The 13,001-nt window shown below is 42.3% G+C and carries 16 protein-coding genes; 15 read left to right on the plus strand and 1 reads right to left on the minus strand.

What is annotated here, in order from left to right; translation table 11 throughout:
* Positions 1-12: 12 nt before the first annotated feature.
* Positions 13-1,245, minus strand: coding sequence for an SPFH domain-containing protein (locus tag IGJ28_RS09430; protein ID WP_005472382.1), 1,233 nt, complete (start codon positions 1,243-1,245; stop codon positions 13-15).
* A gap of 304 nt (positions 1,246-1,549) precedes the next feature.
* Between IGJ28_RS09430 and dnaX the strand changes: the two genes are divergently transcribed.
* The 15 genes from dnaX (at position 1,550) to IGJ28_RS09505 (ending at position 12,928) form a co-directional block, all read left to right on the plus strand.
* Positions 1,550-3,268 carry a DNA polymerase III subunit gamma/tau gene (dnaX, locus tag IGJ28_RS09435; RefSeq protein WP_005472384.1) on the plus strand — a complete coding sequence of 573 codons (1,719 nt, stop codon included), beginning with the start codon at positions 1,550-1,552 and terminating at the stop codon, positions 3,266-3,268.
* Between the two features lie 20 nt (positions 3,269-3,288).
* On the plus strand, positions 3,289-3,603 hold the full coding sequence (locus IGJ28_RS09440; RefSeq protein ID WP_003127089.1) for a YbaB/EbfC family nucleoid-associated protein: 315 nt from the start codon (positions 3,289-3,291) through the stop codon (positions 3,601-3,603).
* Between the two features lie 15 nt (positions 3,604-3,618).
* Positions 3,619-4,215 (plus strand): recombination mediator RecR, encoded by a 597-nt coding sequence (gene recR, locus IGJ28_RS09445; RefSeq protein WP_003127090.1) that lies wholly within the window; start codon positions 3,619-3,621, stop codon positions 4,213-4,215.
* Between the two features lie 19 nt (positions 4,216-4,234).
* Complete coding sequence (gene tmk / locus IGJ28_RS09450; RefSeq protein WP_003127091.1) at positions 4,235-4,882, plus strand: dTMP kinase; 648 nt, start codon at positions 4,235-4,237, stop codon at positions 4,880-4,882.
* A gap of 31 nt (positions 4,883-4,913) precedes the next feature.
* A complete protein-coding gene (locus IGJ28_RS09455) occupies positions 4,914-5,243 on the plus strand; it encodes a cyclic-di-AMP receptor (protein ID WP_003127092.1) in 330 nt (109 codons plus the stop codon).
* A gap of 13 nt (positions 5,244-5,256) precedes the next feature.
* The gene (gene holB, locus IGJ28_RS09460; protein ID WP_103300018.1) at positions 5,257-6,201 is read left to right on the plus strand and encodes a DNA polymerase III subunit delta'; all 945 of its coding nucleotides are present in this window, start codon (positions 5,257-5,259) and stop codon (positions 6,199-6,201) included.
* A gap of 15 nt (positions 6,202-6,216) precedes the next feature.
* Complete coding sequence (locus IGJ28_RS09465; RefSeq protein ID WP_003127095.1) at positions 6,217-7,017, plus strand: PSP1 domain-containing protein; 801 nt, start codon at positions 6,217-6,219, stop codon at positions 7,015-7,017.
* A gap of 19 nt (positions 7,018-7,036) precedes the next feature.
* Positions 7,037-7,384, plus strand: a complete 348-nt coding sequence (locus IGJ28_RS09470; protein WP_003127096.1) for a DNA replication initiation control protein YabA — start codon at positions 7,037-7,039, stop codon at positions 7,382-7,384.
* Between the two features lie 51 nt (positions 7,385-7,435).
* Positions 7,436-8,293 carry a 16S rRNA (cytidine(1402)-2'-O)-methyltransferase gene (rsmI, locus tag IGJ28_RS09475; protein ID WP_103300019.1) on the plus strand — a complete coding sequence of 286 codons (858 nt, stop codon included), beginning with the start codon at positions 7,436-7,438 and terminating at the stop codon, positions 8,291-8,293.
* Positions 8,294-8,407: 114 nt separating this feature from the next.
* A complete protein-coding gene (locus tag IGJ28_RS09480; protein WP_003127098.1) occupies positions 8,408-8,707 on the plus strand; it encodes a MazG-like family protein in 300 nt (99 codons plus the stop codon).
* Between the two features lie 55 nt (positions 8,708-8,762).
* On the plus strand, positions 8,763-9,218 hold the full coding sequence (locus IGJ28_RS09485; protein ID WP_103300021.1) for a GNAT family N-acetyltransferase: 456 nt from the start codon (positions 8,763-8,765) through the stop codon (positions 9,216-9,218).
* A 158-nt stretch (positions 9,219-9,376) separates the two neighbouring features.
* Complete coding sequence (locus tag IGJ28_RS09490; protein ID WP_005472395.1) at positions 9,377-10,594, plus strand: ammonium transporter; 1,218 nt, start codon at positions 9,377-9,379, stop codon at positions 10,592-10,594.
* 14 nt (positions 10,595-10,608) lie between these two features.
* Positions 10,609-10,947, plus strand: coding sequence for a P-II family nitrogen regulator (locus IGJ28_RS09495; RefSeq protein ID WP_103300023.1), 339 nt, complete (start codon positions 10,609-10,611; stop codon positions 10,945-10,947).
* A gap of 181 nt (positions 10,948-11,128) precedes the next feature.
* Positions 11,129-12,244: a DNA polymerase IV gene (gene dinB / locus IGJ28_RS09500; protein WP_005472399.1), complete on the plus strand. Its 1,116-nt coding sequence runs from the start codon at positions 11,129-11,131 to the stop codon at positions 12,242-12,244.
* Positions 12,245-12,262: 18 nt separating this feature from the next.
* Complete coding sequence (locus IGJ28_RS09505) at positions 12,263-12,928, plus strand: DNA alkylation repair protein (RefSeq protein ID WP_371823154.1); 666 nt, start codon at positions 12,263-12,265, stop codon at positions 12,926-12,928.
* Positions 12,929-13,001: the final 73 nt, after the last annotated feature.

Here is a 13,001-nt window from a genome sequence, read left to right on the forward strand (position 1 = left end):
TTCCTCCTTCATTTAGTCTAAAGGAACTCCCTTAAATGGCTTGCCACAGTTGGGACAGAATTTCGGGATTCCATTTGCTAAATCAATTATTTCACTACATTCTGAACATTTCATTTGTAAACTTGGGGTTCCTGTAGGTTTTGCTGTACCGCAATTGCTGCAGAACTTACCCGTATTGCTTGTTCCACACTGAGGGCAGTCCCAACTATCGCCATTGTTTTGTTTCTGCTGATTTTCTTGGTTTTGCTGGATTTGTTGCTGATTGTTTTGAGCTGCTTGATTCAAGTAACCGCCAGTTGTGTTCATTCCCATGCCCATACCAACAAATCCGGTTGTTGCACCGGCAGCATTACTACCTGCGGATTCCATCCCACGTGCGATCGAACCTTGAACATACCCTTCACGAACATTTGGGTCACCCAACATGGCACCTTGATTACGCATGTTGATCAGTTTCACTGAATCATCCGTATAAGAGATGCTTGCAACAGCGACTGAAACGATTTCCATTCCTCGCAGTTCGCGCCAACTGTCGTCTAAAACCTCACCCATGTATTTGCTTAATTCCATACTTTTTGATGGAACATAAGAGATGCGCTCGCCATCCGCTGACATTTTGTTGATGGCTGTCTGTAAAGCAGTCAGAAACTCTGCTAAATATTGTTCGTTAATGTCATTGATGTCAACTTGTGTTTTATTTTTTGGAATCGCGTTGGTGTAGAATAAGATCGGATCAGTAATTCGCAATGAGTAATTTCCATGGGCTCTTAGGAATAATTCTGCATTATAAAAGTTGTCAAAATAATTTAATGGAGAAGAAGTCCCGAAGCGGATTCCTTTGATTTCCTGCAAATTGATATAGAAAACTTGTTGTTTTTGAGGTGTTACGCCACCAAATTTGAAGCGATTAAACGTTTCAGAGATGGCATCCTTTAAGGAACCGTTGAACATGGAAGGAGCCAAGTCATTTTTGACGGTATAGTAGCCTTCCTCTGCTGTATAATCAATGATTTTTCCACCATCCACCAGCAGCATCATCATATTAGGGTAGACGTGGATTACAGATCCATCTGTTATGACATCCTCCGTTCCTTTTCGGTTCGAACCGCGTTTGTCATTGCGCCGTACCTTCACACCTTTAGTCATCACTGTCGTGTCGCCCATATTGTCAGGTTCGAAGACCTCTAGCCATTGGTCGGCAAGACCTCCGCCAATCGTGCTTGTTGCAGCTTTGATAATACCCATTTTCAGTCCTCCTTACAAATTTTCATCATCCAATGGATGAATGTACATTCATTATACCATAGCTCCGTATTTTCTATGTATTAGACCAAAGTTGTAGAAGTGTAGGCAAAAGTTGAATAAAAAATCGTCTATAAAACAATACTTTTTTCAAAGTATCGTTCTCTAGGATGTGCGGATTTTTATTAAAAGATTGCTCCCTTAAAAAATCATTTCTTTTTCAGCAGATAGGCAACTCAAGGTAGTTTTTTTTGTAAATATTACGTATAATAGATAATAGCGAATTTTGAAAAGAGTGAGGAAAAATATGGCCTATCAAGCATTGTACCGTGTATGGCGATCCCAACGGTTCGAGGATGTCGTTGGACAAAAAGCAATTACGCAAACCTTGAAAAATGCGATCGAGCAAAATCAAATTTCGCATGCTTATTTATTTACCGGTCCTCGGGGAACGGGAAAAACGAGTGCTGCCAAAATCTTTGCAAAAGCAATCAATTGTCCAAACCAAGTCAATGGAGAGCCCTGCAATGAATGCGAGATGTGCCGTTCGATCACAGCTGGTACGCAAGAAGACGTTATCGAAATCGACGCAGCCAGCAACAATGGGGTCGAAGAGATCCGCTTTATCCGAGACCGTGCAAATTATGCACCAACACAAGCTGAATATAAAGTATATATCGTGGATGAAGTTCATATGTTGTCGACCGGCGCCTTCAACGCGTTACTGAAGACGTTAGAAGAACCACGAAAAAATGTAGTGTTTATTTTGGCGACGACAGAGCCGCACAAGATTCCTGCAACGATCATTTCTCGAACGCAACGATTTGATTTTAAGCGAATCAATACGCAAGATATCGTTGATCATCTAAAGACAGTTTTAGACGGCAGTCAAATTGCCTATGAAGAAGAGGCGCTGCAAGTGATCGCACGAGCCGCAGAAGGTGGGATGCGGGATGCGTTAAGCATTGCTGACCAAGCTATTGCCTTTAGTGATGGCAAAGTCACGACTCAAGACGCATTAGAAGTAACCGGCAGTTTGTCTTATGAGATGATGGACCGTTTGATGCAATTTTGCGAAGACCAAGCAGTACCAGATGCATTAGAGACATTGCGCCAGCTGCTGTCTTCGGGCAAAGAAGCACGGCGGTTGTTGGAGAACTTGCTGGTCTATTGTCGTGACTTGCTCTTATATCAGCAAGCACCACAATTATTAGAAGAAAAATCACTGCAGATCACACCAGGCTTCAAAACTTTAGCTCAGGCAGCTACTGCAGATCAAATCTACCATTGGATCACTGTTTTGAATGAGACGCAAAACGAGGTGCGATTCACCAATAATCCGACCATTTATTTGGAAGTAGCAGTTGTTAAACTAGCAAATCAGAGGAGATTGCCAGCTTCAGGAGAAGTTTCGGTGTCGAATCAAGAAGTTCAGCAACTTCGTCAAGAAATTCAGAAGCTGCAGTCAGAAGTACGAAAACTACAAGAAAACCCATCGGCGGCCAGCAGTGAACCGGTCAATCCACCTGCCAAGAAGACCAAAAATAGCAGCACTTTCCGAGTGCCAAAAGAACGGGTCTTTCAAGTCTTGAAAGAAGCCACAAAAAAAGATCTCGCAAATGTGCGGAATATTTGGGATGATCTGTTGATGTCATTGTCGGTGACACAACGAGCAATGCTCCACGCGAGCGAAGCAAAAGCAGCCAGTGCATCTGGTGTAGTGATTGCCTTTGATTATGAGATTGTCTGTCAACGGGCAGCTAATGACCAAGACTTGCAGCTGACGTTGCATAATCAAATTTCACGAATGATTTCTGATTATGCACCGCAAGCCGTGTTTATCACGAAAGAAAGCTGGCCAATCTTACGACAAGAATTTATTGCTGGCGGACAAACCTTCAATACAGGCGAATTAGATGAAGGGGAAGCTGAACCAGAACCAACTACGGAAGAACCTGAAAATGAAGTCGTCGTTACCAAAGCCCAAGAGCTTTTTGGTGAATTGGCGAGCATCGAAGAAAATTGAGAGAATTGGAGTGAAGAACAATGATGCGAGGCATGGGAAATATGCAAGGCATGATGAAGCAAGTACAAAAAATGCAAAAAGAGATGGTAAAAGAACAAGAAGCCCTAAACAGTAAAGAATTTATCGGCGAGTCAACAAATGGCTATGTGAAGGCAACTTTTACAGGTGATAAAAAATTACGCGATCTTTCGATCGATCAAGCAATCGTCGATCCGGAAGATGTCGACATGTTACAAGATATGCTGATCTTGGCAGTAAATGATGGATTAACTAAAATTGAAAAAGAAACCGAACGGACTATGGGAAAATACACTAAAGGAATCCCCGGTTTATAAAAGGAGAAATGTGGCGTGCAGTATCCAGAACCGATCGCACGATTAATCGACAGCTACATGAAGCTGCCAGGTATCGGACAAAAAACAGCAACTAGATTGGCTTTTTATACGATCGATATGAAAGATGAAGTCGTCAATGAGTTTGCTAAATCACTGTTGAGCGTCAAACGTGATCTGCATTTTTGCAGTATTTGCGGAAACATTACAGAAGGAGATCCCTGTGAGATCTGCAGTGACCCTTCACGAGATAAAGGCACGATCTTAGTAGTAGAAGAACCAAAGGATGTCATGGCGTTAGAAAAAGTTCGTGAGTACCATGGACTCTATCATGTTTTGCATGGTGTTCTGTCTCCAATGGAAGGGACTGGACCAGAAGATATCAATATTGCTCCTTTGATTCAGCGCCTGCATGATGACCAAGTGAAAGAAGTGATCATTGCTACGAACGCCACGACAGAAGGCGAAGCTACCGCGATCTATCTTTCCCGACTGATCAAACCAGCGGGGATCAAAGTGACGCGGTTGGCTCACGGCTTATCTGTCGGCAGCGATATTGAATATGCGGACGAAGTGACATTGCTTAAAGCAGTGGAAGGAAGACGTGAATTATAAGAAATTGGAGGCAACAAGGGTGAGTGGACTGTTCATAACCATTGAAGGACCAGATGGCGCTGGCAAAACCAGTGTTTTAGAAGAACTATATCCTCGTTTGCAGCTAGAAGCCAAACGAGACATTGTCAAAACGAGAGAACCAGGCGGTGTAAAAATCGCAGAAAAAATTCGGCGGATCATACTGGATCCCAAAAATTCTGAGATGGATGAACGGACTGAAGCATTGCTGTATGCTGCTGCAAGACGCCAACATTTGATCCAAGTGATTTTACCAGCATTGAATGAAGGCAAAATCGTGATCTGTGATCGATTTGTAGATAGTTCTTTAGCTTATCAAGGGGCAGGGCGCCGGATCGGTATTCCTGAGATTGCACGTATCAATGAATTTGCCACCGAAGGCACGGAGCCTGACTTCACCTTGTATTTGGATGTCGATTCGGATACAGGTTTAAGAAGGATTCAAGAGCATCGGGCTCATCAGTTGGATCGCTTGGACGCGGAAGGATTAGAATTTCACCAACGAGTTCGTCATGCTTATTTGAAGCTGGCAGAAGAAAATCCTGTACGCATCCATAAGGTTGATGCTAGAATGGGATTACAAGATGTCGTTGAGACAAGTTTTTCAGCAATCGTTGAAGCATATCCTTCCTACTTCAAAACAATGTGATCGCTGACGACAATAATAAGGAGATGATCTCATGAAATTGATTATGGCAATCGTGCAAGACAAAGACAGCAACCGATTAGCAAATGAATTCATCGATGCCAACATTCGCGCTACGAAACTTTCATCTACCGGCGGATTCTTAAAAGCCGGCAACAGTACATTTATTATTGGTCTTGAGGATGAGCGGGTCCAAGACGCATTGGAACTGATCAAGAAAACCTGTCAGTCTAGAAAACAATATGTTTCCACACCAATGTCGTTAGACATCTCACTTGATGGGCAAGTACCTTATCCAGTGGAAGTAGAAGTTGGCGGTGCAACGGTTTTTGTTCTACCAGTCGATGGCTTCCATCAATACTAAAAAGGAGCAGACCATGGAGGAACTTTTTTTACAAGAATATCAACCTCTGGTTTTTGCCCAACTGAAGAAAAGTGTCGAGCATGGGCGGATTGCCCATGCTTATCTTTTTGAAGGCGATGCAGGAACGGGCAAACATGAGATGAGTTTGTGGCTGGCGAAACGTCTCTTTTGTACGAATGTTCAATCAGATGAACCTTGCGGATCTTGCAGTAATTGTTTGCGGATCGCTCAAGGGGAGCACCCGGACGTACTCATGGTGGAACCAGATGGACAGACGATCAAAGTGGATCAAATTCGTCAATTGCAAGAAGAATTTTCTAAGAGCGGCTTCGAAAGTCGCTTGAAAATCTTTATTCTTTCTCAATCAGAAAAAATGAATACAAGTGCAGCAAATAGTTTACTGAAATTTTTGGAAGAACCTGTAGGGAATTTCTTAGCGATTTTAGAAACGGAAAGTGTTGGACGGATCTTGCCGACGATCCAGTCCCGTTGTCAAATCATTCATTTTTCACCATTGGCGAAAGAAAAATTGCAGACAAAGCTGCAAAAAGAAGGACTTTCTCAAGAGAGTAGCCGTCTTTTAAGTTACTTGACAAATAGTTATCATAAAGCAGTTGAAATCTCCCAAGAGGAATGGTTTAATGAAACTAAGGATGCTGTTGCACAATGGGTGAAGTATCTCTTGAAGAAAGATCCGCAAGCGTTTATTTTCGTTCAAAAAAAGCTGCTCGCTTTAGCAAAAGAAAAAGAACAGCAGAGAGTTATTTTTTCGATTCTGTTATTTTATTTGCAGGAAGAACGAGACCAGTTATTGGCACAAGGCTTATGGGGAAAAGAGATCAATCTTGCCATCGAAGCTGCCTTGCAAGCCCAAAAGAAACTGCAAGCGAATGTAGCTTTTCAAGGCGTTGCTGAACAATTTTCAGTGAAGATCATCTATGGCATAACAGTACCCTAAAGGGGGAGCAATGTTATGATAGAAGTAGTCGGTGTACGCTTTCGCGCTGCGGGACAAATCTATTTTTATGCGCCTGAGAAGCGAGATTACACGTCGGGGGAACGAGTGATCGTTGAATCACAAGAAGCAAAGTTTATGGCGACCGTCGCGATTCCTAAGCAGTTGATCGATTCGCAAGATTTGCCTTATGACATAAAGCCAATCATTAGACAGGCCACGCCTAAAGATATCGAGAAAGAAAAGAAAAATCGTCAAGATGCTGAAGAAGCGCTGATCATTGGCAAGCAGAAGATTCGAGCGCACAATTTACCTATGAAACTTGTTAGGGCAGAATATACATTTGAGCGGTCAAAGATGCTGTATTATTTTACAGCGGATGGTCGAGTTGATTTCCGCGAACTAGTCAAAGATTTGGCGAGTCATTTTCATACAAGGATCGAGTTGCGACAAATCGGTGTACGAGATGAAGCAAAGGCGATCGGCGGAATTGGTCCATGCGGCCGCAAGCTCTGCTGTTCGACGTTCTTAGGCGATTTTATCCCTGTCTCGATCAAAATGGCCAAAGATCAAGGGCTGTCTTTGAATCCGACGAAAATTTCCGGGTTGTGTGGTCGTTTGATGTGCTGTTTGAAGTATGAGAATGATGAATATGAACAAGCAAAACGAGAATTACCGGATCGCGGCAAAGAAGTTGAGACTCCGGATGGAAAAGGAAAAGTAGTCGGTCTGGATTTATTGCAGCGCATTATCAAAGTCCGTTTGTACGATCGACAAACGCCCATAGACTATGAATATGAAGAACTAGTGACAAAATAAGTAGGTGACCATAATGAGCATGGACAAGCGATCGATTTATGATGGATTGAATCAGTTAGAAAATGAACTGCAAAATTCGTTGAATAACTTAGCAGAGATGAAACAGTCTTTGCAAGAAATCGTTGAAAAAAATACGACGCTAGAATTAGAAAATCAACGTTTACGGGAACATATCCGTGAATTGAATCAAGTGGCCGAAGCGCCCGCAGAATCGGTCAAACAAGAATTGTCCAAATCGCGAATGAATTTGGAAAAGATATACGAAGAAGGATTCCATGTTTGTTATGACTTATATGGATCTAGAAGAGAACATGATGAACCGTGTGCTTTTTGTCTTGAAGTGATCTATCGAGAAAGCGGACGATAATAGGAAATGACCAGCGCAGGTTGCTGGTCTTTTTTTGAAAGTAGGGAAAGTATGCAGAAACAACAAAGCTATAAACAATCGAATGGAACGCTTTATTTAGTGCCTACACCAATTGGAAATTTGGAAGACATGACCATTCGTTGTGTCAAAATTTTAGGGGAAGCCGATTTGATTGCCAGCGAAGATACTAGGAATACCCAGAAATTATTGAACCATTTTGAAATAACGACACCGCAACGAAGTTTGCATGAACATAATTTCAAGGAACGTGTGCCGCAACTCATCGATCAATTGCTAGCTGGAAAAATAATTGCACAATGTAGTGACGCAGGGATGCCATCGATCAGTGATCCTGGTCATGAATTAGTCAAAGCGTGCATTGCAGCTGATATTCCAGTGATTGCCTTGCCTGGTCCTACAGCAGGATTGACTGCTTTGATCGCTTCTGGTTTGTCTCCGCAGCCCAATCTTTTTTATGGCTTCTTACCTCGAAAAAAGAAAGAGCAAAAAGAAGCATTGGCTGAGCTGGCGAACCAGCCGGCTACGATGATCTTTTATGAATCACCTTACCGCTTGGCAGCGACGATCGAAAATATGATTACTGTTTTTGGTGCAGAACGTTCTGCAGTCATCTGTCGAGAGTTGACAAAAATCCACGAGGAATACTTGCGAGGTTCTTTAAAGGAACTGTTGGACTATCTAGGGGAAAATACGGTCAAAGGAGAGTGCTGCCTTTTGGTTGAGGGATCGACGGACTCTGTCGAAATCGTTTATGACGGAAGCCTTAAAGAGCAAGTAACAGCTCTGATGGAGACCGGGATGTCTTCTAAGGAGGCTATCAAGGAAGTGGCGAAACGCAATCAAGTAAAAAAACAAACGGTCTATCATGCCTATCACTTAGACGCTTAACCGATGCCTGTGCATCGGTTTTTTTGAATAATGAGTTTCATTTTTAGTGGCATGGATGATTGGGTGAAACCGTCACAAAAGGACATGATATACTAGTTTAAAAAGGAGAAAAAGATGAACATACGAGACATGCAAAAAGCGATCTATCAAAACAAAATCGATCATCAATTTAATGTCACCAATATTGAAAAGGAATTTTTGTCATTATATGGTGAAGTGGCTGAAGCTTTTGATGCTTATCGCAAAAAACAAAATGTGGGGGAAGAATTGGCAGATGTAGCCATCTACCTTCTCGGTTTAGCGGAGATCTTATCGATTGATCTAGACGGAGAGATTCAGAAAAAAATGAAAATCAACCAAGCCCGCCGCTATACCAGTTATGGCAATGGGTATGCAAAACGAATCGATGAATGATGGTTCGTCATTCGATTGAACTGACAATGAATTGTTAAAGGAAGTGGGAAACGAAATGACAACCAACTTAAGCATGCGTGAGCTAACAGAAAAAGATTTAAAGGAAGCTGTTGAAATGTATATTGCAGTCTTTTCAGCGGAACCATGGAATGATCAACTGACCGTTCCTCAAATTACAGAATATGTGTCATCCATGATGGCGATGAATACTTATATTGGCTATTTTCTAACGGACTCATTGACCAATGAAAAGATAGGGTACTCGTTAGGCTTTATTAAGCCGTGGTACCAAGGAAAAGAATATGTCATCGATACCTTTTTAATTGCTGGCAAGCATCAAGGGAAAGGTTTCGGCTCTGCTTTTTTAGAAATGATCAAAGAAGAGTTGGTCAAAAAAGGCATTCCCACGATACTATTAGATACAGAAGAAAAGATGCCAGCTGCCGATTTTTATAAAAAGAATGGCTTTAAGCCTTTGACGGATAATGTGACTTTTTATGCGTCGTTTTGATCGCCATTACCCAAGAAAACCATCACTCGAATTGCAAATGTCAGATTTCTTAACATATAAAGTGAGCTTTTTTCAGAATAATTGCAAAAATTAAAAAAAACACTAGCGATCTCCTGAAAATGATGGTAGGATATCTAACATAAAAAGGAGTGATTGGAATGGGAACAGGCAATAGTGGGTTTATTTTGGTTTGCAGTGGGATGGTCTTTTTAATGACTCCTGCGCTAGCTTTTTTTTATGGTGGATTGGAAAGGCGAAAAAATATCTTGAACACAATGATGATGGTGATTTGCACCATGGGACTAGCTTCAGTTCTGTGGGTGGCGGCTGGGTATTCGCTTTCTTTCAGTGGTACCGGTGCCTTTATCGGCAACATCGATAAGTTATTTTTCCAGCAAGTTTCCATGACGGACGGAGAAGGGATTCCTGAAGGATTGTTTGCGGCTTTTCAAATGATGTTTGCACTAATCACAACAGCGATCATTACCGGATCAGTCGTAGGACGAATGCGTTTTTCAGCTATTTTCTTATTTATTGGCTGCTGGCTGTTTTTGGTTTACTTTCCGATGGCCCATATGGTTTGGGGTGGCGGCTTCTTAGATGCTATCGGTTCGATTGATTTTGCAGGAGGCAACGTTGTCCATATTAGTTCAGGAATCAGCGGTCTCGTGCTAGCATTAGTCGTGGGTAAGAGACGCGAGTTTCATCAAACGGAGTATCGTCCCCATAATATTCCATTTGTCGTATTAGGTGCAGGGTTGCTATGGTTTGGCTGGTTTGGCTTCAATGCTGGATCAGCATTAGCTGCTGACGGGATCGCCATTCAAGCGTTGTTAACGACCAATACGGCAGCCGCAGCTGCGATGCTCTCCTGGATGTTGATTGAAAAAGTTCTATTAGGGAAGCCAACCATTGTCGGAGCTTGTACCGGAGCTGTCGTGGGTCTGGTAGCAATTACTCCTGGCGCAGGTTTTGTTTCCCTTTGGTCATCCTTTGTGATCGGGGCATTAGTGAGTCCGTTTTGTTATTACTTTATTTCGGTCATCAAGCATCGCTTAGGTCTGGATGATGCTTTGGATGCTTTTGGTTGTCATGGGATTGGCGGAATCTTTGGTGGAATCATGACGGGGATTTTCGCTGATCCTGCTGTCAATCATCAAACTGGGTTGCTCTATGGTGGAACAGAATTGTTCATTGCGCAGATCATTAGTATCGTATTTACGATTCTTTTTGCGGGGGGCATATCCTTTCTATTGATCCATGTGATCAAACGCGTGCTACCGATCCGGGTCACAGAACAAGAAGAAGCTATTGGAATGGATCGCAGTGAACATGATGAAACAGCTTATCCAACGTTCATGGGGCTGGATTCATAGATGGAGGAATGCAGATGAAAAAAGTAGAAGCGATCATTCGACAAGAAAAATTAGAAGAATTAAAGGCAGCTCTTGATCAAATAGATATGGCTGGAATGACGGTGAGTCAAGTATTGGGCTGTGGTAATCAAAAAGGGGTCAAAGAATTTGTTCGGGGACAAGCAGTGATTACGACACTTTTGCCTAAAGTAAAGGCGAGTTTTGTTGTAGCAGATGAAGAGGTTGAAGCAATCATTGAACTGATTTTGTCTATCTGCCATACAGGTGAAGTAGGTGATGGTAAAATTTTTATTTACCCAATCGAAGAAGCAGTACGAATCCGAACCAATGAACGAGGCCCATCAGCGCTGTAAGTCTAGACGTTTTTAACGAAGCGAACCAAATTTGAAGTCTTAAATCATAACGGGAAGCAAAAAGAATTTCTGTCTTTTTTACAGGGATTCTTTTTGTTTGCAACAATCGCCGATGCTTGGAATGAGCCTCTTGATAGGGAACTTCTGTTCGTTTATAATAGAGGAGAATGGAGTGGTGAAGATGGCTGAGTTGCGTTTTCCGTTAAAAAACGATACTTCTCGGAAAATCATCCATATCGATATGGATGCCTTTTTTGCATCAGTAGAAGAAAGAGACAATCCTGAATTGGCTAAACATCCCTTAGTGATTGCCCGCCACCCAAGTGATACTGGGGGTAGAGGTGTCGTCACGACTGCCAATTATAAAGCACGTCAGTATGGGATCCATTCTGCAATGAGTGCGCAAAAAGCCTTTGAATTGTGTCCTCATGCCGTCTTTATACCTGGCAACCATCAGAAATACCGCGAAATTTCTCAGCAAGTCCGAGAGATCTTTGGGCGCTATACCGATGTGATTGAACCGGTTTCTATCGATGAGGCTTATCTGGATGTGACCGTCAACAAGATCAACTGTCCTTCAGCGATCAAAATTGCTCGCATGATCCAGCAAGACATTTGGCAGACGACCCAACTTACTTGTTCAGCAGGCGTCAGCTACAATAAGTTTTTAGCCAAATTATCTTCGGATTTTCACAAACCCCGGGGGTTGACGGTAGTGATGCCGGAAGATGCCGTGGTCTTTTTAAAAAAATTACCGATTGACAAATTTCATGGTATCGGTAAGAAGACAGTGCCGAGAATGCACGAATTAGGGATTTATAAAGGATCTGACCTTTATGAATGGAGCGAAATGGCATTGATCCAAGAATTTGGAAAAATGGGCTACTCGTTATACCGGAAAGTTCGAGGAATCCATGATTCTCCGGTCAGTGTGACGAGAGAACGCAAATCAGTCGGAAAAGAACATACGTATGGCAATGCTTTAACCACAGAAGATCAAGTCATCAGTCAGCTAAGAAACCTGGCAGAAGAAGTAGAAAGATCATTGAAACGTACGCAAAAACACGGAAAGACTGTGGTGTTGAAAGTGCGTTATGCCGATTACTCCACCATCACAAAACGGGTCACGTTGCCAGAGTATATGCACAAGAAAGAAGCTATTTTTTCACAAGCTAGTTTGATTTGGGAGGAGATTCTAGGAATCGAAAAAGGGATCCGCTTATTGGGGATCACAGTTACGAATCTTGATCCATTAGCTTATGAAAATATCGTATTGCCTTTGTGGGAAACCGAATAAAATATATGGAGGCGCATAATGACGACAAACAGTCAATGGAAAGCGTTACTAGAGGAATTCATGGCGCAAGAAAATCCAGCACGAGGAGTTCAAATGCGGGCGTACATGCGGAACCAATTTGACTTTTTAGGGATTCCGTCACCTGTACGCAAACAAATACAAAGACCTTATTTTGCTGCAATGAAAAAGGCCGCCATCGATTGGGCATTTGTTGAAACCTGTTGGCAACTACCTTATCGTGAAATGCAATATGTAGCTATCGACTATCTGGTAACGATGCAGTCGGTCCTCCAACCAGACGAACTGGAGAAAATAAGTGAATTAGTCCTTCAAAAGTCTTGGTGGGATACTGTGGATGGCTTGAATAAAGTTGTTGGTGGGCTGACTATGACCTACCCGGAATTGAGCCAAAAGATGCTTGCTTGGAGCAAAGCAGAAAATTTATGGCTCCGGCGCATCGCCATTGACCACCAACTGCTTAGAAAAGAAAAAACCGATCGCGAGCTTTTAGAGACGATCCTTTTAAATAATTTAGGTAGCGATGAATTCTTTATCAATAAAGCGATTGGCTGGAGTTTGCGCGATTATGCTAAAACAAACCCTGAGTGGGTGCAGGCTTTTCTGTTAACGCACAAAGATCAGTTAGCTCCGTTAAGTATCAAAGAAGCAAGCAAACATTTGTAATGATGGTGTGTTTTATGATCAAAATAAAAGGGACTGTGCCATAAGTCTCCTACAAGTAACACTATCCGAACAT

It is taken from the genome of Enterococcus sp. AZ091, from assembly GCF_051714805.1.
GTDB classification, from domain to species: domain Bacteria; phylum Bacillota; class Bacilli; order Lactobacillales; family Enterococcaceae; genus Enterococcus_D; species Enterococcus_D gallinarum.